This window comes from Ensifer sp. EB106-03-01-XG145, assembly GCF_058792075.1.
Map to the genome: position 1 here is coordinate 51,611 of NZ_JBYTEC010000006.1, position 23,570 is coordinate 75,180.

A 23,570-nucleotide genomic window follows, 5' to 3' on the forward strand; every position below is an offset into this window, starting at 1 on the left:
ATGGCAAGCTTTGACGGCATAGAGCACGGGGCAACCGGATCGAGCGACAACGCCTGGAGGCGCTTTACCCGCTGGTTGCGCCGCCGCCTGCCGATGGGGCTATACGCCCGTTCGCTGCTGATCGTCATCATTCCGATGGTGCTCTTGCAGTCGGTCGTCGCCTTCATCTTCATGGAGCGCCACTGGCAGCTGGTGACGCAGCGCCTGTCAGCCGCCGTCACCAGCGACATCGCCGCAATCGTCGACCTCATCGACACCTTCCCCGCTGACCGCGACATCAGCGAGATCATCCGCATCGCGCGGGATCAGCTTGATCTCAGCATCTCCGTCGACCCGCCCGGCGAGCTGCCACCACCCAGGCCTAGTCCCTTCTTCGAAATCCTCGACCAGATCCTCGGCGAGGAGATTTCCAACCAGGTCCGCCGCCCCTTCTGGATTGATACGGTCGGCAACTCCAAGCTCGTCGAGATCCGCATCAAGCTCGATGACGGCCGCATCCTGCGGGTCTATGCTCGGCGAAACCAGGCCTATGCTTCCAACACCCATATCTTCCTCGTCTGGATGGTGGCCGCATCGCTGGTGCTGCTGGCGATCGCAATCCTGTTCCTGCGCGGCCAGATCCGCCCCATCCTGGCGCTGACCAAGGCTGCCGAAAGCTTCGGCAAGGGCCAGAAGATCGACGACTTCGCGCCGCGCGGCGCCGACGAGATCCGCCGCGCCGGCCTTGCCTTCATCCTGATGCGCGAACGCATAGAGCGCCAGATCGAACAGCGCACCGCGATGCTGACCGGTGTCAGCCACGACCTCAGAACCATCCTCACCCGCTTCAAGCTGCAGCTGGCGCTCGCCGGCAACAATCCGGATCTCGAAAGCCTGAACCAGGATGTCGAGGACATGCAGAACATGCTGGAGGGCTACCTCGCCTTCGCCCGCAGCGAAGCGGAGGAAGATGTCGGCCAGCTGAAACTCAGCGACCTGATGACCCGGCTTGCGGCGGAGGCCGAACTGCTCGGGAAGACGCTGACCACCTCGGTCGAGGGCGAGGACGAGGTTCGGGTCAGGCCGAACGCCTTCACCCGCCTCGTCGCCAATCTCGCTTCGAACGCCTATCGCTACGCCAACACCGTCAACATCGACGCCCGCCACAGCGCCAAATGGGTCACCATCACCGTCGACGATGACGGTCCGGGCATCCCTGAGCGATCGCGCGAGGACGTGTTCAAGCCGTTCTTCCGTCTCGACGAGGCGCGCAATCTCGACAGCTCCGGCACCGGCCTTGGCCTTGCGATCGCCCGCGACATCGCCCGCAGCCACGGCGGCAACGTCACCCTTGGCGACAGCCCGCTCGGCGGCCTGAGGGCAACGGTTCGCGTACCGGCTTGACGTCATGGCGCTGACGGGCCACTGCTCGCCAGGGGAATGGACGGGGGAGCGGACCGTGTCGGACGGTATCGACTGGAACGACTGGGAACGACGGCTGGCTGAACTCTGGGCTGCCTTCGACACCATCGACGCCAAAACCTTCATCGCGCGTATCGAGGCGCTTGCGGCCGAACTGCCGTCGGGACACGCCATAGGCCTGTTCGAACGGGCCTCCGCGCAGGATTCGACCGGCCACGAGACGGAAGCCGAACCTCTCTATCGGCAGGCATTGGAAAACGGTCTCACGGGAATTCGCCGGCGCCGCGCCACCATCCAGCTCGCCAGCACGCTGCGCAATCTCGGCCGCGCTGGCGAAGGCGTCGCCCTGCTCACCGCGGAGCAGACCAAGCCGTCAGACGAGCTCGACGATGCGGTTGCCGCATTCCTGGCGCTTTGCCTGGTCGACGCCGGTCGTGCGAAAGAAGCGGCCGCGCTCTCGCTCGGCAGCCTCTCGCGCCACCTCCCCCGCTACAATCGTTCGCTCAAACGTTACGCCGAGACGCTGTTGTCAGACGCGTAAGCGCTAGCGTTGATAGTTCGACGTCAGGCCGCGGCGTTCGTTGAAGCGGCGCCAGGCGTGAATGCGGCGCGGATGGCGGGCGCGCATGACATCGAGCGGCGCGAGCAGTCGGCCCTTACGACCGAGGGCTTTGTCGAGGATCTCGATGATCCGCCGGTTCGGCCAGGGCTTGCGCGTGATCGTCAGTAGCGCCCGGAAGGCTTCATCCTCGCGGCCCGCGCCAAGTTGATGGGCAATCAGCCCATAGGCAAAAGCCGTGGAGCGGCTGACGCCGGCGTGGCAATGCACGAGAATGCGGCTCGAGGCATCCTCGGCGGCGGGGCGCATCGTCTCGAACACTTCGAGGACCAGATCCGGGAAGTGCTGCGTGGCGGTCGGGTTTTCCTGGTCGCGCATGCGCACCACCCGGTGGTTCGCATCGGCAATGACGGGCACGTTGGCGTCGGGCAGTTCCGGGTCGAGCAACGACAGCACATGGCTTGCGCGCCAGTCGCGCGCGGCATCGGCAGCGCGCCACAGGCAGGAGACCTTGACGCGCTCGGGGATCACCTCGAAGGCAATGGTCATTGGGATCACATCAATTTTTTGCCGTTGGGAACCGGCCGTTCGGTGGCAGCCAGCACGATCGCGCCGGCCTCGTCTGCAAAACCCAGCGTCAGCACTTCGGAGCGGACTGGCCCGATCTGGCGCGGCGGAAAATTGACCACGCCCAGCACCTGCCGCCCAATGAGATCTTCCGGACGATAGTGCACCGTGATTTGCGCCGATGACTTTTTCATGCCGATTTCCGGCCCGAAATCGATTTTCAGCTTGAAGGCCGGCTTGCGCGCTTCCGGAAAGGGTTCGGCTTCGACGATCGTGCCCACGCGAATGTCGACACGCTCGAAATCAGCAAATTCAATCGTTTCAGTCACGGCAATTCCCTTTGTGAAAAGTACTCAGTCGCCGGGCTTAAAGCATCGGGCGAGATTCCGGAAGCGCACCGGTATCGGCAGGCTCCCCGTGAAATCTTGCCTCTTCCCAGGGGCGGCGCGCGAACTGCTCGGCAAGGAAATCGACGAAGACGCGCACACGCGGCGGCAGGAAACGCCGGTGCGGGTAGACCACGGTGATCGGTTCCGCCTCGGCGTAATTGCAATCGGTCAGAAGCGGCACCAGCAAGCCCGCCCGGATATCTCCACCGACAAGAATTTCGGAGAGCCGCACGATCCCGATGCCGGCGAGCGCGAGGTGCCTCAGCGCTTCCGTGCTGTTGGCTTCGACGGAACCACGAACACGGATCGCATGCCGGCCGTTGCCATCCTGGAACTCCCAGACGTTGAGGCGGCCATGGGCGGTAATGGCAAGGCAGACGTGCCGTTGCAGGTCATCAGGCGTCTTGGGAACACCGTGCCTTTCGAGGTATCCCGGCGCCGCACAGATGACACGACGGTTCGATGCCAGGCGCCGCGTCACCAGCGTACTGTCGCTTTGCGCCGCAACCCGTATGGCGACATCCGCGTCACCGTTCATGAGATCGACGATCGCGTCGCTGAAATCGAGCTCCAGATCGATCGCCGGGAACCGCTCGATGAAGGCCGGCAGCATGGGCACGATCAGGCGATGACCGAAGGCGCTCGGCAGGCTGACCCGCAGGCGGCCGCGCGGCTCGGCGCCCGGCTGGATCGCAAACTCAGCATCCTCGATATCGCCGAGGATGCGACGGGCCGACTCCGCATAGGCGCTGCCTTCGCTGGTGAGGCTGATGCTGCGCGTCGATCGCTGCAGCAGCCGCACGCCGAGGCGCGCCTCCAGTCGGCCGATGATCTTGCTGACGGCCGATGGTGTCATGCGCAGCCGCCGCGCAGCCGCCGAGAAATCCCCCTCTTCGACGACGGCGAGAAACACCGCCATGGCTCCCTGCCGGTCCATTGCATCTATTCCATTTCGTCACAGATGAACGGAACTTAACATGGATTATCGCGGCCGACGATAGGCTGTAGCTTGGACCTGGAACTCAGACAGCGGAGCCCGCGGGGTGACGGAAATGGATAAGCAGCGAAAGGATATGCCGGCGAGCTACCAGCTACATTCCTGGGCGCGACGTCAGCGCAACGCCGCGATCCGCGACATGTGTCGCCGGGCAATGGGCGCGATCTGGAGGTGCCTGTTCGACCGGCGTACAGGCCCTGGACAAGGCGCAGGCGCTGCCCCCCGCGCGCCGTAGAGCAACCCTCACGCCGGCGCCATTACGGCACCAGCGTTTCGTGAGCTCAGCCCGCCAGCTCTTCCGCCCGTTTGCGTGCTGCGGCGATCGCCTTGTCGAAAAGCGGCTGCATGCCGTCGTCGGCCATCAGCACGGAGAGCGCTGCCGCTGTCGTACCGCCGGGCGAGGTCACGTTCTGGCGCAGCCGTGCCGCCTCGTCGGGGGACTGATGCAACAATTCGCCAGCCCCCGCGACGGTTTCCCGCGCGAGCCGCATGGCGAGGTCCGCCTCGAGGCCGGCCTTGCGGCCCGCCTCCGCCATGCACTCGACGAGGTAGAAGACGTAGGCCGGACCGCTGCCCGAAACCGCGGTTACCGCATCGATTTCGGCTTCGGTCCGGACCCATTCGACGGGCCCGCTGACCTTCAGCAGATCGTGAACCTGGCTGCGCTGCGCCTCGCTGACGCGCGCATTGGCAAAAGCACCGGTAACGCCGCGGCCGATCATCGCCGGCGTGTTCGGCATGGCGCGAACCGTGGCGGCAGCACCCAGGTGCGTCTCGATGAAGGCGAGCGTCTTGCCGGCGGCAACCGAGACAATGACGGTATCCGCACCGACGAGCGGCTTCAACGGCGGCAGCACGGCGTCCATCACCTGCGGCTTGACCGCGAGGAAGATCACGCCGGCCTGAACACCGGATGGCGCCGAGGTCGCATGTGTCACGCCGTTGTCGGCAATGAGCTTGGCCATGGCCGGTGGCGGGCCGGGATCGACGACGAGCACGTCGGCACCCCTAACGCCGCTCTTCAACCAGCCGGAAAGCATGGCGCCGCCCATATTGCCGGCGCCGACGAGGACGATGGGACCGGAAGCGGCATTCGCCATGATCAAGCCTCTCCAACCGTTTCGAACAGGACCGCATCGACGGCGCGCTGCGCGTCCATGCCGGACCAGACGACGAATTGAAACGCCTGATAATAGGATTCGCAAGCGTCGAGTGCGCTCGAAAGCAGAACTTCGACCTGTTGATTGGTCGGCTCGGCGCCGCCGGCGAGCAGCAGCGACTGGCGGAAGATCACCACTTCCTCCTGGCGCCACAGGTCGAAGTGGCCCATCAGCACCTGCCCGTTGATATGGGAGAGCAGGCGGATGACTTCGTTGACCCGGCTTTCCGGCACCTTGATGTCGAAGGCGCAGGCAAGGTGCAGAGCCTCGAACTCCTCCATCCAGGAGAAGGAAACGTGGTAGTCTGCCCACTTGCCTTCGACCGTCATGGCGATTTCGTCTTCGCCGGATCGCTCGAACGACCAGTCGTTATTTGCGGCCACGAACTCGATCATATCGACCGGGTTGGATTGGCGCTCGACTTCCATTTCCAAAAGGCTCATGCATCACCCTGTATAGGTGTGGCGCAGACGTGCATCATCACGCTCACAAGACGCAACGCTGCAAACCCAACACCGATTACAAACACACTATGATTGCTGAACTCACATCCATCCTGGCTGATTTACCCTGCCCGGAGCTTGCGTGGTTCGTTTCGAATCATCATTTAAAATCAGTGTATAATGGCGGAGTCAGGCTGCCAGCCCCCGGGCCGAAAAATAGCCGGGATGAATCGCGTCCACGTTGTCATTTGGATGAAGCGCGAGAGCTTAACTGACTCTGCCATAAGGGTTTTTTGGCAGTGTCCACAGGTGGAAAACTTTTCAGGTTTTATTAACCAGCCTTAACGCCGTTTCAATCGATCCAGGATTAACGACAGCAAAACGCCCGCGAAACCAGTTCGCGGGCGAAGTAAAAACGCCAAAATACCGTTATTTCGGCGGAATCGCGTTACTTGCCGGCCTCGGCGAGACGCGCTTCCAAAGCCTCAATGCGGGCGAGCAGCGCATCGTTTTCCTCGCGCGCCTTGATCGCCATTTCCTTGACCATCTCGAACTCCTCGCGCTTGACCACGTCGAGCGAGTTCAGTGCGCGTTCGGCCTGTGCGCGGAAGGCGGTCTCGACCTCGCGGCGCACGCCCTGGGCGGCACCTGCGGCATCGGTCATGATCTTGGCAAAGTCATCCAGAATGCGGTTAGCGCCTGTGCTCATCGTCGCGATCTCCATTTCAGCCATCGCCTCGCATTGCGATGCGGTCATGAATTTCAGGTAGGGTCAGCGGCGAGCGGATGCAAGGAAAATCACATGCCAAATCACGCCGCTGTGTCCGAAGCGCCCCCATCGGCGCCTTGACCCGGCGGAAATCGCTCGCCATGTTCCGCCGAAACGACCGGCCCCTGCACGAGAAATAGGCACGAGAACATATCTTGGAAACTCTAGCGACCCGTCTCGCCATCCTTCCCTTCCCCGAAATCGACCCCGTCATCTTCCAGATCGGGCCTCTCGCCGTCCACTGGTACGGGCTCGCCTATGTCGCGGGCATCCTGATCGGCTGGTTCTATGCGCGCCGCCTGGCGATGAACAACGCGCTCTGGCGCAACGAGACGCCGGCGGTCACGCTGCAGCAACTCGACGACTTCCTGCTCTGGGCCGCCGGCGGTATCGTGCTCGGCGGCCGCATCGGCTACATCCTCTTCTACGACCTCGGCTCCGTTCTCGCCAATCCGATCCGCGCCATTGAGGTCTGGAACGGTGGTATGTCGTTCCATGGCGGCTTTCTCGGCACGACGCTCGCCATGATCATCTTCGCGCGGCGCAACGGCATCGTTCTCTGGAGCCTGTTCGACATCGTCGCGGCCGTCGTCCCGATCGGCCTGTTTTTCGGCCGCATTGCCAATTTCATCAATGGCGAACTCTGGGGCCGTCTCTCTTCGATGCCCTGGGCAATCGTCTTCCCGACCGGCGGGCCCTTTGCCCGTCACCCGAGCCAGCTTTATGAAGCAGCCCTCGAGGGCCTCGTGCTGCTCGGCGTGCTTTCCTGGTTCATCTACCGTCGCCAGGCGTTGAAATCCCCGGGCCTCGTCACCGGCATCTTCGTGCTTGGCTATGCCTTGAGCCGCATTTTCGTCGAATTCTTCCGCGAACCGGACGCGCAGATCGGCTATCTTGTCGGTGGCTGGCTGACGATGGGCATGGTGCTTTCGCTGCCGATGGCGCTCGCCGGCATCTGGGCGATAACCCGGGCGCGGCGCGCAGCCGCCTGAGAGCGGATAAGGCAAGGGCGTGCGGCTTCCGGCCGCCTCCCGCTAACTGGACGAAGGCATGACGACACCACTTGCGGACAAGATCAAGGCGCTGATCAAGGCTCACGGGCCGATCAGCGTCACCGATTACTTCTCGCTTTGCCTCGCGGATCCTGAACACGGCTACTACCGGGTTCATGAACCCTTCGGCAAAGAGGGCGATTTCACCACGGCGCCGGAGATCAGCCAGCTCTTCGGAGAGATGATCGGCGTCTTTCTCGTCCACGCCTGGCAGCAACACGGCAAGCCCGAAGGCGCGGTGATCGCCGAGGTCGGCCCCGGCCGCGGCACGATGATGGCCGACATGCTGCGTGTGGTGCGTCGCCTCGCACCCGAGCTCTATGCCTCCGCCAGCATGCATCTCGTCGAGACCAGCGAGCGCCTGCGCAAGATTCAGTCCGAAACCCTGGTCGCCCATGGCAACAAGGTCGAGTGGCATGCAAGCTTCGAGACTTTGCCCGATGGCTTCCTGCTGCTTGCCGCCAACGAGCTGTTCGATGCCATTCCGATCCGGCAATTCGTGCGCACCGCGCAAGGGTTCCGCGAGCGCATGGTCGGGCTTGATGCCGATGACCAACTGACCTTTGCTGCCGGCGTCGCCGGCATCGATCCGGGCCTCTTGCCGACGCCGGCGCAGGGTTTGGCCGAAGGCACGATCTTCGAGATCGCCCCTGCCCGCGATGCTGTCATGTCCGCCCTTTGCGAGCGGCTGAAGATCAGCGGCGGCACCGCCGTGATCATCGATTACGGCCATCTTGCCACCGGCTATGGCGATACGCTGCAGGCCGTTCGCGATCACGAATATGATCCGCCACTCGCCAATCCGGGCCGGGCCGATCTCACCAGCCATGTCGATTTCGAGCAGCTCGCCCGCCGCGCCGAGACCGACGACGTGCAGATCAACGGCCTTGCGCACCAGGGCGATTTCCTGGTCGGTCTCGGTCTGCTGGACCGCGCCGCGGCACTCGGTCGCGACAAGGATGCGCTCACCCAAGAGGGCATTCGCCAGGACGTGGAAAGGCTCGCTGGCGCCGGTGTCGGAAAAATGGGGGAATTGTTCAAGGTTCTCGCCGTGAGCAGCCCTCCGGTGCCGCTGTCGCCCTTCCGCAAGCCGAAGCCCTGAGCGCACAGCCTACAGCGCCGCGCGTCTTATCGGACGCGCAAAGGTCGCTGTGGCACTTTGAGTTGTTGCATGTTTTTATCCTTAAATCGGCTAGGATTTAAGGAAATATGCAGTAGCGCACGGTTCAGCCGTAAAGATAGTTCGGGAGCCAGAGAGTTATCCCGGGCCAGAGATACATGATGACCATGCAGAGCACGACGATCAGCATATAGGGCATCATGCCGGCGAAGATCTGGTTGATCGTCACATGCGGCGGCGCGACACCCTTCAGATAAAAAGCTGACATCGCGACTGGGGGCGACAGAAATGCCGCCTGCAGGTTGACGAAGACGAGAACGCCCCAAATCACCGGATCGATGTCGAAGTGCTTTAGCAGCGGCAGAAAAATCGGCACAAAGATGATGATGATCTCGGTCCACTCGAGCGGCCAGCCGAGCAGGAAGATGATCGCCTGCGAAAGAATCATGAATTGTACCGGCGTCAGATCGAGCGATAGCACCCATTGCTCGATCAGCGCCTGGCCGCCAAGTATGGCGAAGACGGCAGAAAACAAGGCCGAGCCCACGAAGAGCCAGCACACCATGGCCGTTGTCTTCGCCGTCAGGAACACCGCTTCCTTTGTGCGCTTCCAGTTGAGCGTCCGGGCCTGGAATGCGAGCAGGAAAGCCCCCGCCGCGCCGACGGCCGCAGACTCGGTCGCCGTGGTGATCCCGAAGAGGATTACGCCGAGCACGACTATGGTGAGGATGGCGAGCGGCATGACGGAGGAGATCAAAAGCTTCACCACCTGCAGCCGCTCCGCACTCATATTGCGGTAGTAGCGGACGAGCACCACCGCAGCGATCGTGGCAATCAACCAGAAGGACACGTAGAAGCTTGTCGCCGGCCCGTTGATCGCGGTCGGCGCGGCATCCGCCGCCGGTGCCCCGAGCTGTTCCAGCCCTTCCGGCGCCTCCGCCTCCGCCGACGCCTGCGGATGGATGACGACATACCACCATACGAGCGCCATCGTAAAAGCCGTCAGTGCTAGCGGGACCAAGGCAGCGCAGAAATTCTTGACGAGAGCCCAATAGGTGAGAGACCCCTCCTCGGTTTCGAGAGCCAGCGCCCTTGCCGGTGAGACTAGTGCGCGAGAGAGCCCGGCCAGCATGTTGTGCGAGTACGACGCTTGCAGGCCCCGCATCCACGCGCTGACGGGCACTTTGGTCTGCTCCGCAGGCAGCGGCGGAGCGATCTTGGGGCTGATGAGCGCCCAGCCGAGAATATAGGCGAGGTAGAGCAGCGCGAGGAAAAACCCGGGGAACATGGCAGCGGCGTAGAGCTTGACAACGGATTGTCCCGCGACTGCGGCATAGACGATGATCATCACCGAGGGCGGGATCAGAATGCCGAGGGTACCGCCCGCCGTGATCACACCGGAGGCAAGCTTCACGTCATAGCCGGCGCGTAACATCGGATTGAACGCAATCACGCCCATCAGCACGACCACCGCACCGACGAGGCCGCTGGCGATGCCCCAGAAGGTACAGACGATGAGGGTAGCGACGGCGAGCGACGCAGGCACCCGCTTGAATGCGAGCTGAATGCTGTAGAACATCTTGTCGACCAGCGCACCCCGCTCCATCACGTAGCCCATGAGCACGAACAACGGGATCGAGATCAGAACGTCATTGGTCATCGCCCCATAGGTACGCTGCACCATCAGGTCGAAGACGCGATTGTCGATCCAGTGCTCGGCCGGATTGTAGAAGGCGTAGAAGCCGAAGAGCATGCCAAGCCCCATCAGGGTAAACGCCGTCGGAAACCCCATCATGATGACCACCACGATGAGCATCAGCATCGTCAGTCCGAGGAGTGGATCGCTCACGTCTCGCCGTCTCCCCCCATTCCCCGTTGCCGCGCCGCCCTGTCGATCGCCTGCGCACGCTCGATCGCAGCCTCGCGCGTTTCCGCGTCGACATGCTCGCTGTGCTCGAGTTGCTCGGCGACGACGTCGAGCTCCTCCACATCCTTGAGCCGACTTGGCCATTCGCCGGTCCGCAGGCAAACGATGCAGCGCGTGATCTCGGCCAGCCCCTGAAGCAGGACGAAGCCGCCAGCGACCGGAATGACGGTTTTGAAATAGTAGATAGGCGGCCCCTCCGCCGTCACGGTCGAATGCTCGCCGATCCGCCAGGAAAGTGCTGCATAATCGTAGCCGGCGTAAACGAGCGCGGCGACGCCGGGCAGGAAGAAGAGGACGTAGAGGACCAGATCGAGGGCGGCTTGCGTGCGCGGCCTCATGGAGCTGTAGAGGAAGTCGCCGCGTACATGAGCATTCTGCGCCAAGGCGTATGCCCCCGCGAGCATGAACAGCGAGCCATAGAACATGTTGCTGGCATCGAATATCCAGGCCGTCGGCATGTTAAGGATGTAGCGTTTGACGACCTCTACGCAGACCATCGTCATCAGCCCGATAATCAGCCAGGCTGCGGCTTTACCGATCCACACGCTGGTCGCATCGACCCTGAGCAGAAAATGCTGAACGTTCACGCATGCCCCCCGCTGCAAGAGGGGCGCTACAGCGGCGCGCCTTTCAAGAACGCACAGAGTTCGCTGTAACGCTTTGATTTATCGAATAGTGATCCTTCGACTGTCTCCGATGTGCGAAATGAGATGAGCCGGTCTTCCGCCTGAATCCCGTCTGATTGACGCGAAGCGGCCGTGCCTCAGAGATCCTTCGCCACGCCTTCCTGTCCGAAGTAGTGGTCGAATGCCAGCCGCCGACTGACGACGGTGTCCTGTTCCCAGCGCGTGGCCCGCTCGGCAAAAACGAGCTGGGACTGGAGCACTTCCTTGAACAGCGGGTTTTCCGCTGCCTTCTTCTTCACCACCTCGTCGTAGACCTCCAGTTGCTTCTTGAGAATTGCCTCCGGGGTCCTGTAGAACTTGACCTTGTCGACGGTCTGCATCTCCCGGTAGTCCGTGGAATAGCGATCGATCGCCTTCCAGGCCATATCCTGAGATGCCGCCTCGACGGCGTTGGTGATGATCGCCTTCATCTGATCAGGCAGACCGTCGTACTTCGGCTTGTTGAACATCACTTCGAACTGCTCGCCATTCTGGTGGTAGCTCTGCAGCATGCAAATCTTCGATACATCCGGGAAACCGAGCACCCGGTCGGACGAGGCGTTGTTGAACTCGGCCGCGTCGATCAGGCCTCGATCGAGCGCCGCAACGATTTCGCCGGCCGGCAGCGCGTTGACCGCCGCGCCGAGGCCGGTGAAGACATCGATCGAGATGCCCACGGTACGGAACTTCAGGCCCTGAAGATCCTCGGGCTTTGCGACTGGCTTCTTGAACCAGCCAAGCGGCTGGGTCGGCATCGGCCCATAGGGGAACGAGACCACGTTGGCGCCAATGGATTCATACAGTTTTGCGAGTAGTTCCTTGCCGCCGCCGTATTTGTGCCAGGCGAGCAGCATGTTGGCATCCATGGCGAAACCCGGGCCAGAGCCCCATAGCGCGAGCGCCGCCTGCTTGCCGTAATGGTAGACGAGGACGCCGTGACCGCCGTCCAACGTTCCTTGCGATACGGCGTCGAGCAGGCCGAAGGCCGGCACCACGGCACCAGCGGGCAGCACTTCTATCTTCAAATCGCCACCGGTCATATCATTGACCTTCCTGGCGAAGTCGAGCGCGAATTCGTGAAAGATGTCCTTGGATGGCCAGGTGCTTTGCCAGCGCATGCTGATCGGCCCCTGCGCCTTGACAACGCTAGGCGCGGCGACCGTTGCGACCCCCGCTATTGCCGCACCGCCCAGGAATTTGCGACGCGAAATCCGTCCCTCGATATGGGTTCTTCGCTTCATATGCTCCTCCCGAAGGCACAAGCATTTCTTGCTATATTAGATAATACTCTTATGCAGAGCCCCACGCAAAGATTGCACGCAGCGTCGCTCAAAAGCCTGCAGGTAAGGCGCCATCCCGACCTCTTGTTTTTCCGCGGGCCTCGTGCAGATGCGGGCGTCGAAGGAAGGCGTTTTCGTCAGCGCGTAGCGGCGGTGGCCGAGCGATGACTGCCCCTCGAAATCACAGGCCGCTGGCTCCCCCTATCGTTCGGGAATTGACAGCCCAGCCATCGCGGGTCAACATCGCGCCGGCAAATCAGCAGCCAGTCGCCGGGCCGGAGCGCGCCCCCAAACCCATTGAATTTATTCATAAAGCAAAGGCAAATATACCGATGCAGCATGACGCCGCGCTTTCTCCCGTGCAGAGCTCGCTTTTCGGCGAGAAGGCCGGGCCGGCAATCGCCCACGGCTATTTCACCCGCCAGGGCGGCGTTTCCGAAGGGCTCTACCGCGGCCTCAATGTCGGCCTCGGTTCGAAGGACGAAAGAGCCCATGTCAACGAGAACCGCACCCGCGTCGCGGGCTGGTTCGGCGCGCCGCTGGAACGGCTGGCGACGGTTCATCAGGTCCATTCCCCGAACGCCATCATCGTTGACGGAACCTATGACGGTGCGCGCCCTGAGGCTGATGCGCTGGTGACGGCGACGCCCGGTATCGTGCTCGGCGTGCTCTCGGCCGATTGCGGCCCGATCCTCTTTGCCGACGCAGAAACCAATATCATCGGCGCCGCCCATGCCGGCTGGAAGGGCGCGCTTGGCGGCGTGCTCGAGAGCACCATCGACGCGATGGTCTCGCTCGGCGCCCGGCGCGAGCGCATCGTCGCCTGCCTCGGCCCATCGATCAGCCATCGCAACTACGAAGTCGGTGCCGAATTCGTCGAGCGCTTCGTCTCGGCGAACGACAGCTACGCAACCTATTTCAGGCCGTCTGACCGCGACGGCCACGCAATGTTCGACCTGCCGGGTCTCACGATCAAGCGGTTGACCGAAGCAGGCGTAGCAGCCGAAAATCTCGATATCTGCACCTATGCCGATGAGGAGCGCTTCTTCTCCTACCGTCGGACGACACACAGGCAGGAACCGGACTACGGCCGGCAGATTTCCGCCATTTGCATACGGGGGACCTGACATGGCGCTTCAATTTGCCCAGGAAGAATATGCAAGCCGCCTCGAGCGGCTGACGGAGAAGATGCGCGAGGAGAAGCTCGATGCCGTGCTGCTCTTCGCCCAGGAGAGCATGTACTGGCTGACGGGCTACGACACCTTCGGCTACTGCTTCTTCCAGACGCTGGTTGTGAAGAAAGACGGCTCGATGGTCTTGCTGACGCGCTCGGCCGACCTGCGCCAGGCACGCCACACCTCCAATATCGAACGCATCGAGATCTGGGTGGACCGGGCCAATGCCGATCCGACCCTGGATCTCAAGAACCTCTTGAGCGAACTCGACCTGCTCGGCTGCCGCATCGGCGTCGAATACGATACGCACGGCATGACCGGCCGCGTCGCCCGCCTGCTCGACCGCCAGATCCAGACCTTCGGCGAGATAATCGACGCCTCGTACCTCGTCAGCCGTCTGCGGCTTATCAAGAGCGACGCCGAGATCGCCTATGTCGAGAAGGCGGCAAGCCTGGCCGACGATGCGCTCGATGCCGCGCTGCCGCTGATCCGTCCCGGCGGCAACGAAGCCGACATCCTCGCCGCGATGCAGGGCAAGATTCTGGCCGGCGGCGGCGACTATCCGGCCAACGAATTCATCATCGGCTCCGGCGCCGACGCGCTGCTCTGCCGCTACAAGTCCGGGCGCCGCGTGCTTGACAGCCAGGACCAGCTCACCCTCGAATGGGCCGGCGTCAGCGCCCACTATCATGCGGCGATGATGCGCACCGTCGTCATCGGCGAACCGACCAACCGTCACCGCGAACTCTACAGCGCCTGCCGCGAAACCATCCAGGCGATCGAGATGGTGCTTCGTCCCGGCAACACCTTCGGCACCGTCTTCGACATGCATGCCAAGATCATGGACGAGCGCGGCCTCGCCCGTCACCGCCTCAACGCCTGCGGCTATTCGCTCGGCGCCCGCTTCTCGCCCTCCTGGATGGAGCACCAGATGTTCCATCTCGGCAACCCGCAGGAGATCGAGCCGAACATGTCGCTGTTCGTGCACATGATCATCATGGATTCCGACAGCGGCACCGCCATGACCCTCGGCCAGACCTACCTCACCACCACGGATACTCCGCGCCCGCTGTCGCGCTATGGCCTGGACTTCATTTCTGCTTAGGGAAATCCGCCTAGAATTGCTTTGAACTGGCAGACGACAGGAGACGTTTCAAAAACTGCCGCGAAGAAAACGGACGGTTTGAACATGCGAAAGCTCACCACGCCTATCGTTGGCCTCGGACTCCTCGTCGCCCTGGCTGGCTGCAACAGCACCGACATGCTGACGCCGCAGGTCGACGTCGGCGCGGGAACCTTTCGCTCGCCGCCGGTGACGCAATCCGACCTCGACGCCATGTCGGCTGAGACCGCCGTCGCCCCAGTGCAGCGCGAACCCGTCAGCCAGACCACCGCCTACTCTCCTCAGCCGGCCCCTTCGAACACGCCGACGGCCTATGCCAGCGGCGATGCGACCTATACCGATCCGGCCGGCACGTTCGAGGCCCAGGCAAGCCGGCTTGCCGCCGGTTCAGCACCCGTCCAGAACACGATCCAGAACCAACCGCCCCCGGTACAACAGACGCCAGTGCAACAGACCGCAGCCGCTGCCGAAGAGATCCAGAACGAGCCGAGCGTCGCTTCGCTGCCGAAGGCAAGTGCCGCCGCCAGCGGCACGATCCGGTTCCTGCCGATCATCGGCGCACCGGTCCAGGCGGTCACGCCGCTCTCCAAGCAGCTTGGGGCCGAAGCGCGCGCACACGGCCTGACGATCAAGGGCTCTGGCGATGCCAGCAGCGAACATATCCTCAAGGGCTACTTCTCGACGCTCAAAGACGGCGACAAGACCACCGTCGTCTATGTCTGGGATGTGCTCGACGGCAGCGGAAACCGCCTGCACCGTATCCAGGGACAGGACTCGGTTCCCGGCGGCGGCGCCGACTTGTGGAGCGGAGTCCCGGCGGCAACCATGCAGGGAATCGCGACGAAAACCATCAACGCCTACCTCGAATGGCGGCAATCTCAGGCCGGTTGATGCAAAGTTTTTAGGATATTGGCCTTCGCGGCGCAGCATTCCCCTTGCATTCAAGTTCAGTCTCGCTAAAAAGCGGCCGATCAGCTCTGAACGGCGGCCATCCGCAAAGAATGTCCGCGATTGGAATGGCTCTCGGAATCTGCGCGGAACACACCGCTCCCGGAAAAGTACCGGACGGTGACCGCGCCAGCTCAAGGCGGTCCGTCAATGAAGGTTTTCGCAGGCAATTCGAACCGGCTGCTGGCCGAAGCGATCTGCAACTATCTCAACCTGCCTCTCGGCAAAGCGGCGGTACGCCGGTTCGCCGATCAGGAAATCTTCGTCGAGATCGGCGAAAACGTGCGCGGCGAGGATGTGTTCATCATCCAGTCGACCTCTTTCCCCACCAACGATCACCTGATGGAACTGCTCATCATGATCGACGCGGTGCGCCGCTCTTCCGCTCGCCGCATCACCGCAGTGCTTCCCTATTTCGGCTATGCCCGCCAGGATCGCAAAGCCGGTCCGCGCACGCCGATCTCCGCCAAGCTCGTCGCCAACCTGATCACCGAAGCCGGCGCCGACCGCGTTCTGACCCTTGATCTTCACGCCGGGCAGATCCAGGGCTTCTTCGACATCCCGACCGACAATCTCTATGCGATCCCGATCCTGGCGCGCGACGTCAAGGAAAACTACGACCTCAAGAACGTCATGGTCGTTTCGCCCGACGTCGGCGGCGTGGTGCGCGCCCGCGCGCTTGCCAAGCGCCTCGACTGTCTGCTGGCCATCGTCGACAAGCGTCGCGACCGTCCCGGTGAATCGGAAGTCATGAACGTCATCGGCGACGTGAAGGGCAAGGACTGCCTGCTGATCGACGACATCGTCGACTCGGGTGGCACACTCTGCAACGCGGCCGAAGCGCTCCTAAAGAACGGCGCAACCAGCGTCACGGCCTACATCACCCACGGCGTTCTGTCCGGCGGCGCGGTTGCCCGCGTCACTTCGTCGATGCTGAAGGAACTGGTCATCACCGACTCGATCCAGCCGACCACGGCCGTCCAGTCCGCCCACAACATCCGCGTGATCACCACCGCTGGCCTGCTTGGCGAAGCCATCAGCCGCACCAGCCAAGAAGAGTCGGTCTCGAGCCTCTTCGACTGAGATCGTTGCGAGCACGCGAATTTCTGAAAACAACGCCGGCGCCCAAGCGCCGGCGTTTTTCGTTGAGCGAGAAGTACCGCGAGCAAGGCGAGTCTGAATGAAAGCCGCAACAATCTATGAGCGTGAGGGTATGCTTTACGTTCACAGTTCATCAAAGACGACTGTAGGGCTTTGGATTCTCAATGCTCCAGTTTTGAGTATCGACAAGACCGATGTCGGAGAAGTAGGCCGCGCGATTAGGGAGTGCTTGGCAGCATCTTGCGAGAATGTCCCGCACCCGAGGTCGTTCACAAACCTATTCGATCCAGTGCTCGTTCGCGCGGGGGTAAAATCGTTCGGCAGATTCTTGAAAGCAGCTAAATGCGTAGAGGTCGAAACGAGCTGTGAGGCAACGGTAAGGTTGATCCCGACACGAAATGAAGGCGTCAAGAGCGGATTCGTTCCGCTAACGGGCAAAACTGTAAGCGTCATTGGTTCAGATGAAGATCTAGGTTCGGCAGCGATTGAGGCGCTCGCAACATCGGAATGACGAAACAAGCTCGCGAATTCCCCCCCAAATTTACGCCGGCGTCAAAGTGCCGGCGTTGTTCGTTGCGGAGACACAGCTATTTCCCGAGAGCCTGCGTCATCGGCTGGTCAACGAGGTTGTCGATGAACCAGTTGGGATAAACCGGCGCCGGCACCGTCTCGGCATCGAGCACCGAGATTTCCGCCTGGGTCAGAACAAGATCGGCCGAACCAAGATTGTCCTTGAGCTGGTGCGGCTTGGAGGCTCCGAGCAGCACGCTCGTCACCGCCTTCTTCGAAAGCAGCCAGGCGATCGCCACCTGCGCCACGCTCGCCCCGTGATGATCGGCGATCCCGCGCATGCGCTCGACCAGCTTGAAGCCCTGTTCCTTGTCGAAGGGCAGGATGTCGAAACCGGAATAGCGGTTGTCGGGGTCGCCAAGATTTTCGCGCGTGTACTTGCCCGAAAGAAAGCCCGACGCGAGGGGGCTCCAGACAGTCAGCCCCAGCCCGTAGCGCTGCATCATCGGGATGACGTCACGCTCCACGTCGCGGCCGAGCAAGGAATAATGCATCTGGCCATGGGTGAAAGGCGCTAGTCCGTTGGCCTTCTGGATCTCAAGCGCGGCCGCCACCTTCCAGGCCGACCAGTTGGAAAAGCCAATGTAGCGCACCTTGCCGGAGCGAACGACCGCATCGAGCGCGAGAAGCGTTTCCTCGAGCGGCGTGTGCGGATCTTCCTTGTGAACGATGTAGGTGTCGATCCAGTCGGTGCCGAGACGCTTCAGGCTCTGATCAACCGACCAGAGGATGTGGCGGCGCGAAAGGCCGGCCTGGCTCAGTGGCGCTCCGGTGCGAAAGCCCACTTTCGTGGCGATCACGACTTCATCACGGCGGGCGCGTAAGGTTTCGCCGAGGATCCGTTCCGACTGCCCGGAGGCATAAGCGTCGGCCGTATCGAAGAAGTTGATGCCGGCATCCAGCGCCTGTCCCACAAGGGCATCGGCCGCTTCGGCATCGGTCTTGTAGACGGCGCCGAGGCTGCGATCGCCGGCGGTGAAGGTCATCGCGCCGAAGGCAAGGCGCGAGACCACGAGACCGGTGTTTCCAAGCGTCGTGTATTGCATGTCGTTCTCCATTGCTCGAAGGAAGTGGTGTGAGGAGACCATGCCAAAGTTGATTGCGATGAAAAATAGCTGTTATCTTTAAGGCTTCGGAAGCAGAACTTCATAATGGCGATGACACGCGATCCATTCAACGGGCTAAGAGAATTCCTGGCGGTTGCCGAGAGCAGCAGCTTCACCGCGGCGTCAGCGACGCTCGGCGTTACGCCCAATGCCGTCAGCCAGACGATCAGGGCGCTCGAAGCCCGTCTCGGCCTCCAGCTCTTCGTGCGCACCACACGGCGCGTCGCCCTCACCGAAGCCGGTAGCGCCTTCCTGAAGCGCGTGCGCCCTGCTGCCTCCGAGATCGCCGATGCCTATGAGTTGCTCGGCGACTTTCGCGACCGGCCCATGGGCAACCTGCGGCTGACCGTGCCGCGCATGGCGATCCCGCTGGTGCTGACGCCGCTCCTGCCGCGCTTCCGCCAGGCCTATCCGGACGTTTCCGTGGAAATCTCGATCGACGATGCGGCTGTCGATATCACCGAGCGCGGTTTCGATGCCGGCATCCGCATCGGCGAGGCGGTCGAACGGGATATGATCGCGGTTCGGCTGACGCCCGACATCACCTGGGCGGTGGTCGGCTCGCCGTCCTACTTCGTGAAACAAGGTCGGCCGCAAACGCCCGAAGAGCTGACACGCCACGAGGCGATCCGCTATCGCTACCCGGCATCCGGCACGATCTATCGCTGGGAGTTCGAGCGGGAGGGACGCGACTTCTCCGTCGACGTACCCGGCGGGCTGACCGTCAACGATTTCCAGATGCTCATGGAAATGGCGGAAGCCGGCACCGGGCTCGCCTACCTGCCGGACCTTTCGGTGCGCGACGCTGTCGCAAGCGGGCGCCTTCAACGGGTGCTCGAAGCCTACCTGCCGAGGTCGCCGGGCCTCTTCATCTATTTCCCCGCCAAGGCCCAAACCCAGCCGAAATTGCGGGCCCTTCTCGATCTGGCGGCAAAGGTCGCGCGGGAGCCGAAGTAGCCCTCCCACCACAACTACACCTGCAATTTATACCCATTGACAAGCCTGAGATGCACGCCACATATTTCAGCTAATTTAGCATTGCAAGATATTGAGGCGTATGCATGGGAACTAGCGCCGAGGGGAGACCAGATCGCCTGGCGATCTTGATTGACGCTGAGAATGTTCACTCAAAATTTCTGCCGCTTATCATTCGCGAAGCGTCGACGATCGGCACCGCTTCCATCAAACGCGTTTATGGAAATTTTGGCAGTCCTGCGATGGCCGCCTGGCAGCCGTTGCTCCATGAGTATGCGTTCTTGCCGGTCCATGTCGTACCAGTGGCCAAAAGCAAGAACGCCACCGATTTGAAGCTGGCGATCGACGCGATCGATATCCTGCATCGCCGGCAAATCGATGGCTTCTGCATTGCCTCCAGCGACAGCGATTTCACCTCGCTCGCAAGCCGTATCCGGGAGGATGGGTTGGCCGTGTACGGATTCGGGGAAAAAAAAGCGACCAATCCCTATGTGAAATCTTGCGACCGCTTCTTTTACTGCGACCTGCTTCTTGAGGAGGGTGCAAAGGGTGCTACCGGCCAGCCAGCGAAACTGCCTTTGAAGGAAATCCTCGCCGCTGTTGACGACACGTCAGGTGAAGACGGCTGGGCTCATCTCGGAGAAGTTGGCAACGTACTCTACAAGCGCATGCCAGATTTCGATTCCCGACTTCATGGATTCAGCAAGCTCAATATATTGATGAAGAGCATCGCGTCCCTGGAGTGCAAATCGAATGGCGGCGGCTCGATCTACGTGAAGCGGAAATAGGTTCGAGCGCGTATGGGAGCGCTATCCACACACGACGACGCAGGCGTCTCCACCGCTGAACAGCCGTGACCGCGTGAGAAATCGCTTCTCCCGTCCGTTGTCGAGCGAGAACATCCCGCCCCGCCCCGGCACCACGTCGATGATCAGTTGCGTGTGTTTCCAGACCTCGAACTGGCTGGCGCTGATGTAGACCGGCACGCCGCCGATCTCGCCGAGCTTCACGTCGTTGTCGCCGACGATGTAATCGTCCGCGGGATAACACATGGGCGACGAGCCGTCACAGCAGCCGCCGGACTGGTGAAACAGGATATCGGGGTGGTCGCGCCGGATTTCGGCGATGAGGTCGAGCGCCGCATCCGTCGCAAGCACGCGCGGTTCGTTGATCCCGGTCATTCCAGTCAGTTCGATGGACATGGCGAGCCTCCTGCTCGATCGCGCATCCCGTATTGGTCGGCTGAGGCGTGGGTGGAGAGCACACCTCAGCCGCCGGTCGAGCTGGAGGAAAGAAGGAGATTGCCTTCCCTCACGCTCGTGTTGCCTTCCCCGGCGGCGGGGAAGGCAGGGCCCGATCAGAAGAAGCCGAGCGCCTTCGGGCTGTAGCTCACCAGCATGTTCTTCGTCTGCTGGTAGTGATCGAGCATCATCTTGTGGGTCTCGCGGCCGATGCCGGACTGCTTGTAGCCGCCGAAGGCCGCATGGGCGGGATAGGCGTGGTAACAATTGGTCCAGACGCGGCCGGCCTGGATTTCACGACCGAAGCGGTAGCAACGGTTGGCATCGCGGCTCCAGACGCCGGCACCGAGGCCGTAGAGCGTGTCGTTGGCGATCTCCAGCGCTTCCGCCTCGGTCTTGAAGGTGGTGACCGAAACGACGGGTCCGAAGATTTCCTCCTGGAAGATCCGCATCTTGTTGTGCCCGCGGAAAACTGTCGGCTTGACGTAGAAGCCTTCCGACAGTTCGCCTTCGAGCACGTTGCGGCCACCGCCGGTGAGCACTTCGGCGCCTTCCTGTTTGCCGATGTCGATGTAGGAGAGAATCTTTTCGAGCTGTTCGCTGGAGGCCTGTGCGCCGATCATCGTGGCGCTGTCGAGCGGATTGCCCTGGCGGATCGCCTCGACGCGTTTCACCGCCCGCTCCATGAAGCGGTCATAGATGCTCTCCTGCACCAGCGCACGGCTCGGGCAGGTGCAGACTTCGCCCTGGTTCAGCGCGAACATGGCAAAGCCTTCGAGCGCCTTGTCGAAGTAATCGTCATCCTCGGCCAAAACGTCGGCAAAGAAGATGTTCGGCGATTTGCCGCCGAGTTCCAGCGTCACCGGAATGAGGTTCTGGCTGGCATATTGCATGATCAGCCGACCGGTCGTCGTTTCGCCAGTAAAGGCGATCTTGGCGATGCGCGGGCTGGTAGCGAGCGGCTTGCCGGCTTCAAGGCCGAAGCCGTTGACGATGTTGAGCACGCCTGCCGGCAAGAGATCGCCGATCAGCTCCGCCCAGACGAGGATCGAGGCCGGCGTCTGCTCGGCCGGCTTCAGGACGACGCAATTGCCGGCGGCAAGCGCCGGAGCCAGTTTCCAGGCCGCCATCAGGATCGGGAAATTCCACGGGATGATCTGGCCGACGACGCCGAGCGGTTCGTGGAAGTGATAGGCGACCGTGTCGTGGTCGATCTCGCCGATCGAGCCTTCCTGCGCGCGGATGCAGGCGGCGAAGTAGCGGAAATGGTCGATGGCAAGCGGAATGTCGGCCGCCATGGTCTCGCGGATCGGCTTGCCGTTGTCGAAGGTTTCGGCCCGCGCCAGGAGTTCGAGATTGTCCTCCATGCGGCCGGCGATCTTCATCAGGATGTTGGAGCGCTCGGCGGCCGACGCCCGGCCCCATTTTTCGCGGGCCGCGTGGGCGGCGTCGAGCGCAAGCTCGATGTCAGCGGCATCCGAGCGCGCCACCTGACACAGCACGCCGCCGGTCACCGGCGTCGTATTGTCGAAATAGCGCCCGGCCACCGGCTCGCGCCATTCGCCGCCGATGAAGTTGCCGTATTTCTGCCTGAACGGGCTTTCGACGATCTTCTGATGCAACATGGTCTTTCCTCCCTGAGAACCAGCAACGGGGCTGTGAGAAGGAAGGTGCGACTGAACGTGCGTCTTCGATAGTGAGGCGCAAGCACCAGTGACGCGATGTGTTTCAGAATTGAGACAGGTAGGCTTGGATCCCGTGCTGCAGTGCAGCAAACTGGGCGGCAAGTCTGCGGTTGCTTCAGCCCGCGTTTGCCCCTCATCCCCCTGCCGGGACCTTCTCGCCGTCGTCACGGGGAGAAGGGGCAAGCGGCATGCTCCCCATTCCCCCAAGGATCAGGGCCACCACAATCGCAAAGACCGCTCGGGGCCACGTCCCCTCTCCCCGTCTGCGGGGAGAGGGTTAGGGTGAGGGGCAGCCTTCAGATGGGTAGGAAGATCAGTTGACCTGGAGCCGCTTCATCTTGCGGTAAAGGGTGGCGCGGCTGATGCCGAGCAGCTCGGCCGCCATGGAGACGTTGCCGCTGGCACGGGAAAGAACACGCCGGAGCGCCGCGCGCTCCGCATCGGGAAGCTCGGCGGCATCGCCTGACGTGTCCTCTCGAAGAAGGTCGGAGGCCGGAACCCCGGCGGCGATGCGCCGGTCGTCGAGGTCGAGCCATTGCCGTGCGGCACGCGTTGCACCGAGCACGAGGTCGTCGCGGTCGACGGCAAGGAGCGCCGGTCCGGCTCGATCCACTGGCACCAGCACGATGCGCGCACCGGCAAAGGCACGACGGAAAAGGCCGGCCTCGATGCGCGCGGCGGCGTCACGAACCGCCTGCGACAGGATCGACATGGTGATCTCGGAGGCATCGCCACGGCAGGTGGAAATGTCGATTGCCGCCGCCAACCGCCCGCGATGATCGCGGATCGGCGCGGTCGCGCAGCTCAAGCCGATATTGCTGCTCAGGAAATGCTGATCGCGCTGGATGACGACGGCGCGCTCATCGGCGATCGCCGTGCCGATGCCGTTGGTGCCCACGCTCGCCTCGCTCCAGACCGTTCCCGACCAGAGCCCGACGCCGCGGAATTCAGCATCGTCGCCGACCGCTCCGCGCCGCTCGAGCGCCACGCCGTCATTGTCGGTGAGGAGCAGGCAGCAGCCGGCCCTGCCGACGGTCGCAAACAACCGGTCGAGTTCGATGCCGGCCTCCGCCAGCAGCTCACCGGAGCGCTCGCGGACGGAGCGAAACTCGCTGTCCGACAGCCGAAGCGGCGTACGGGCTTCCTCCGGAGCAAGCTTATGCAGGGTCATGCAGCGCCGCCACGACGCGGCCACCGATGAGCTCGCCGCCGCCGAAGACTGGTGCGCGACCCGATAGACAAGTTCCGAATGATCCCTGACGGCAGGCATCGGCTTCCTCCCTGAAAGCGTCGACCGGCGGAAGGCGGATGCGACCG

General features: G+C 62.5%; 24 protein-coding genes. 11 read left to right on the forward strand and 13 right to left on the reverse strand.

Translation table 11 applies throughout. The features are described 5' to 3' along the window. Entirely contained in the window at positions 1-1,383 is a 1,383-nt protein-coding gene (locus AC3WWH_RS16385) for an ATP-binding protein (RefSeq protein WP_057253155.1), read from the forward strand. 55 nt (positions 1,384-1,438) lie between these two features. Further along, the gene (locus AC3WWH_RS16390; RefSeq protein ID WP_058321115.1) at positions 1,439-1,942 is read left to right on the forward strand and encodes a tetratricopeptide repeat protein; all 504 of its coding nucleotides are present in this window, start codon (positions 1,439-1,441) and stop codon (positions 1,940-1,942) included. A 3-nt stretch (positions 1,943-1,945) separates the two neighbouring features. On the opposite strand, the gene AC3WWH_RS16395 is transcribed toward AC3WWH_RS16390, so the two are convergent. The 6 genes from AC3WWH_RS16395 to AC3WWH_RS16420 form a co-directional block, all read right to left on the reverse strand. Next, on the reverse strand, positions 1,946-2,509 hold the full coding sequence (locus AC3WWH_RS16395) for a protein-tyrosine phosphatase family protein (protein ID WP_058321116.1): 564 nt from the start codon (positions 2,507-2,509) through the stop codon (positions 1,946-1,948). A 5-nt stretch (positions 2,510-2,514) separates the two neighbouring features. After that, positions 2,515-2,856: a tRNA-binding protein gene (locus AC3WWH_RS16400; protein WP_058321117.1), complete on the reverse strand. Its 342-nt coding sequence runs from the start codon at positions 2,854-2,856 to the stop codon at positions 2,515-2,517. 37 nt (positions 2,857-2,893) lie between these two features. Beyond that, positions 2,894-3,853 carry a LysR family transcriptional regulator gene (locus AC3WWH_RS16405; RefSeq protein WP_063891431.1) on the reverse strand — a complete coding sequence of 320 codons (960 nt, stop codon included), beginning with the start codon at positions 3,851-3,853 and terminating at the stop codon, positions 2,894-2,896. Between the two features lie 341 nt (positions 3,854-4,194). Beyond that, positions 4,195-5,013, reverse strand: coding sequence for a pyrroline-5-carboxylate reductase (gene proC, locus AC3WWH_RS16410; protein WP_058321118.1), 819 nt, complete (start codon positions 5,011-5,013; stop codon positions 4,195-4,197). A 2-nt stretch (positions 5,014-5,015) separates the two neighbouring features. Continuing rightward, complete coding sequence (locus AC3WWH_RS16415) at positions 5,016-5,516, reverse strand: type III secretion system chaperone family protein (protein WP_043618087.1); 501 nt, start codon at positions 5,514-5,516, stop codon at positions 5,016-5,018. A 448-nt stretch (positions 5,517-5,964) separates the two neighbouring features. After that, on the reverse strand, positions 5,965-6,225 hold the full coding sequence (locus tag AC3WWH_RS16420; RefSeq protein ID WP_057254338.1) for an accessory factor UbiK family protein: 261 nt from the start codon (positions 6,223-6,225) through the stop codon (positions 5,965-5,967). Positions 6,226-6,440: 215 nt separating this feature from the next. Here AC3WWH_RS16420 and lgt point away from each other — a divergent pair, with 215 nt between their 5' ends. Both lgt and AC3WWH_RS16430 read left to right on the forward strand, forming a co-directional pair. Further along, positions 6,441-7,277 carry a prolipoprotein diacylglyceryl transferase gene (gene lgt, locus AC3WWH_RS16425; protein ID WP_058321119.1) on the forward strand — a complete coding sequence of 279 codons (837 nt, stop codon included), beginning with the start codon at positions 6,441-6,443 and terminating at the stop codon, positions 7,275-7,277. A gap of 58 nt (positions 7,278-7,335) precedes the next feature. Beyond that, positions 7,336-8,439, forward strand: a complete 1,104-nt coding sequence (locus tag AC3WWH_RS16430) for a class I SAM-dependent methyltransferase (RefSeq protein WP_058321120.1) — start codon at positions 7,336-7,338, stop codon at positions 8,437-8,439. Positions 8,440-8,563: 124 nt separating this feature from the next. On the opposite strand, the gene AC3WWH_RS16435 is transcribed toward AC3WWH_RS16430, so the two are convergent. The 3 genes from AC3WWH_RS16435 to AC3WWH_RS16445 all read right to left on the reverse strand — a co-directional run bounded on the left by AC3WWH_RS16435 (position 8,564) and on the right by AC3WWH_RS16445 (position 12,290). Next, positions 8,564-10,306: a TRAP transporter large permease gene (locus AC3WWH_RS16435; protein WP_057253144.1), complete on the reverse strand. Its 1,743-nt coding sequence runs from the start codon at positions 10,304-10,306 to the stop codon at positions 8,564-8,566. Further along, positions 10,303-10,971 carry a TRAP transporter small permease subunit gene (locus AC3WWH_RS16440; protein WP_057253142.1) on the reverse strand — a complete coding sequence of 223 codons (669 nt, stop codon included), beginning with the start codon at positions 10,969-10,971 and terminating at the stop codon, positions 10,303-10,305. The genes AC3WWH_RS16435 and AC3WWH_RS16440 overlap by 4 nt, the downstream gene beginning before the upstream one ends. Before the next feature lie 176 nt (positions 10,972-11,147). Continuing rightward, positions 11,148-12,290, reverse strand: coding sequence for a TRAP transporter substrate-binding protein (locus tag AC3WWH_RS16445; protein WP_058321121.1), 1,143 nt, complete (start codon positions 12,288-12,290; stop codon positions 11,148-11,150). Positions 12,291-12,661: 371 nt separating this feature from the next. Between AC3WWH_RS16445 and pgeF the strand changes: the two genes are divergently transcribed. The 5 genes from pgeF to AC3WWH_RS16470 all read left to right on the forward strand — a co-directional run bounded on the left by pgeF (position 12,662) and on the right by AC3WWH_RS16470 (position 17,187). Beyond that, entirely contained in the window at positions 12,662-13,456 is a 795-nt protein-coding gene (gene pgeF / locus AC3WWH_RS16450) for a peptidoglycan editing factor PgeF (RefSeq protein ID WP_058321122.1), read from the forward strand. A 1-nt stretch (position 13,457) separates the two neighbouring features. After that, a complete protein-coding gene (locus tag AC3WWH_RS16455; protein WP_058321123.1) occupies positions 13,458-14,609 on the forward strand; it encodes a M24 family metallopeptidase in 1,152 nt (383 codons plus the stop codon). An 84-nt stretch (positions 14,610-14,693) separates the two neighbouring features. Continuing rightward, a complete protein-coding gene (locus tag AC3WWH_RS16460; RefSeq protein WP_057253137.1) occupies positions 14,694-15,518 on the forward strand; it encodes a hypothetical protein in 825 nt (274 codons plus the stop codon). 207 nt (positions 15,519-15,725) lie between these two features. Next, entirely contained in the window at positions 15,726-16,658 is a 933-nt protein-coding gene (locus AC3WWH_RS16465; protein WP_057253136.1) for a ribose-phosphate pyrophosphokinase, read from the forward strand. A gap of 97 nt (positions 16,659-16,755) precedes the next feature. Continuing rightward, entirely contained in the window at positions 16,756-17,187 is a 432-nt protein-coding gene (locus AC3WWH_RS16470) for a contact-dependent growth inhibition system immunity protein (RefSeq protein WP_156433012.1), read from the forward strand. Positions 17,188-17,263: 76 nt separating this feature from the next. On the opposite strand, the gene AC3WWH_RS16475 is transcribed toward AC3WWH_RS16470, so the two are convergent. Then, positions 17,264-18,292, reverse strand: coding sequence for an aldo/keto reductase (locus tag AC3WWH_RS16475; protein WP_058321124.1), 1,029 nt, complete (start codon positions 18,290-18,292; stop codon positions 17,264-17,266). Positions 18,293-18,397: 105 nt separating this feature from the next. On the opposite strand from AC3WWH_RS16475, the gene AC3WWH_RS16480 reads away from it, so the two are divergent. Both AC3WWH_RS16480 and AC3WWH_RS16485 read left to right on the forward strand, forming a co-directional pair. After that, complete coding sequence (locus tag AC3WWH_RS16480; protein WP_245299057.1) at positions 18,398-19,309, forward strand: LysR family transcriptional regulator; 912 nt, start codon at positions 18,398-18,400, stop codon at positions 19,307-19,309. A gap of 104 nt (positions 19,310-19,413) precedes the next feature. Then, positions 19,414-20,115 (forward strand): NYN domain-containing protein, encoded by a 702-nt coding sequence (locus AC3WWH_RS16485; RefSeq protein WP_058321125.1) that lies wholly within the window; start codon positions 19,414-19,416, stop codon positions 20,113-20,115. Between the two features lie 21 nt (positions 20,116-20,136). Here AC3WWH_RS16485 and AC3WWH_RS16490 read toward each other — a convergent pair whose 3' ends face one another. From AC3WWH_RS16490 to AC3WWH_RS16500, 3 genes are all read right to left on the reverse strand, one after another. Further along, a complete protein-coding gene (locus tag AC3WWH_RS16490) occupies positions 20,137-20,529 on the reverse strand; it encodes a DUF779 domain-containing protein (protein WP_058321126.1) in 393 nt (130 codons plus the stop codon). 155 nt (positions 20,530-20,684) lie between these two features. Further along, entirely contained in the window at positions 20,685-22,193 is a 1,509-nt protein-coding gene (adh, locus tag AC3WWH_RS16495) for an aldehyde dehydrogenase (protein ID WP_058321127.1), read from the reverse strand. Positions 22,194-22,566: 373 nt separating this feature from the next. Continuing rightward, on the reverse strand, positions 22,567-23,523 hold the full coding sequence (locus AC3WWH_RS16500) for a helix-turn-helix domain-containing protein (RefSeq protein ID WP_058321128.1): 957 nt from the start codon (positions 23,521-23,523) through the stop codon (positions 22,567-22,569). Positions 23,524-23,570: the final 47 nt, after the last annotated feature.

Coding starts and splice junctions, on each gene's coding strand:
- adh (WP_058321127.1), bottom strand. CDS start 22,193: ATGTTGCATCAGAAGATCGTCGAAAGCCCGTTCAGGCAGAAATACGGC.
- proC (WP_058321118.1), bottom strand. CDS start 5,013: ATGGCGAATGCCGCTTCCGGTCCCATCGTCCTCGTCGGCGCCGGCAAT.
- AC3WWH_RS16455 (WP_058321123.1), top strand. CDS start 13,458: ATGGCGCTTCAATTTGCCCAGGAAGAATATGCAAGCCGCCTCGAGCGG.
- AC3WWH_RS16465 (WP_057253136.1), top strand. CDS start 15,726: ATGAAGGTTTTCGCAGGCAATTCGAACCGGCTGCTGGCCGAAGCGATC.
- AC3WWH_RS16405 (WP_063891431.1), bottom strand. CDS start 3,853: ATGGACCGGCAGGGAGCCATGGCGGTGTTTCTCGCCGTCGTCGAAGAG.
- AC3WWH_RS16470 (WP_156433012.1), top strand. CDS start 16,756: ATGAAAGCCGCAACAATCTATGAGCGTGAGGGTATGCTTTACGTTCAC.
- AC3WWH_RS16415 (WP_043618087.1), bottom strand. CDS start 5,516: ATGAGCCTTTTGGAAATGGAAGTCGAGCGCCAATCCAACCCGGTCGAT.
- AC3WWH_RS16460 (WP_057253137.1), top strand. CDS start 14,694: ATGCGAAAGCTCACCACGCCTATCGTTGGCCTCGGACTCCTCGTCGCC.
- AC3WWH_RS16490 (WP_058321126.1), bottom strand. CDS start 20,529: ATGTCCATCGAACTGACTGGAATGACCGGGATCAACGAACCGCGCGTG.
- AC3WWH_RS16385 (WP_057253155.1), top strand. CDS start 1: ATGGCAAGCTTTGACGGCATAGAGCACGGGGCAACCGGATCGAGCGAC.
- AC3WWH_RS16430 (WP_058321120.1), top strand. CDS start 7,336: ATGACGACACCACTTGCGGACAAGATCAAGGCGCTGATCAAGGCTCAC.
- AC3WWH_RS16480 (WP_245299057.1), top strand. CDS start 18,398: ATGGCGATGACACGCGATCCATTCAACGGGCTAAGAGAATTCCTGGCG.
- AC3WWH_RS16500 (WP_058321128.1), bottom strand. CDS start 23,523: ATGCCTGCCGTCAGGGATCATTCGGAACTTGTCTATCGGGTCGCGCAC.
- AC3WWH_RS16420 (WP_057254338.1), bottom strand. CDS start 6,225: ATGAGCACAGGCGCTAACCGCATTCTGGATGACTTTGCCAAGATCATG.
- pgeF (WP_058321122.1), top strand. CDS start 12,662: ATGCAGCATGACGCCGCGCTTTCTCCCGTGCAGAGCTCGCTTTTCGGC.
- AC3WWH_RS16475 (WP_058321124.1), bottom strand. CDS start 18,292: ATGCAATACACGACGCTTGGAAACACCGGTCTCGTGGTCTCGCGCCTT.
- AC3WWH_RS16445 (WP_058321121.1), bottom strand. CDS start 12,290: ATGAAGCGAAGAACCCATATCGAGGGACGGATTTCGCGTCGCAAATTC.
- AC3WWH_RS16395 (WP_058321116.1), bottom strand. CDS start 2,509: ATGACCATTGCCTTCGAGGTGATCCCCGAGCGCGTCAAGGTCTCCTGC.
- AC3WWH_RS16485 (WP_058321125.1), top strand. CDS start 19,414: ATGGGAACTAGCGCCGAGGGGAGACCAGATCGCCTGGCGATCTTGATT.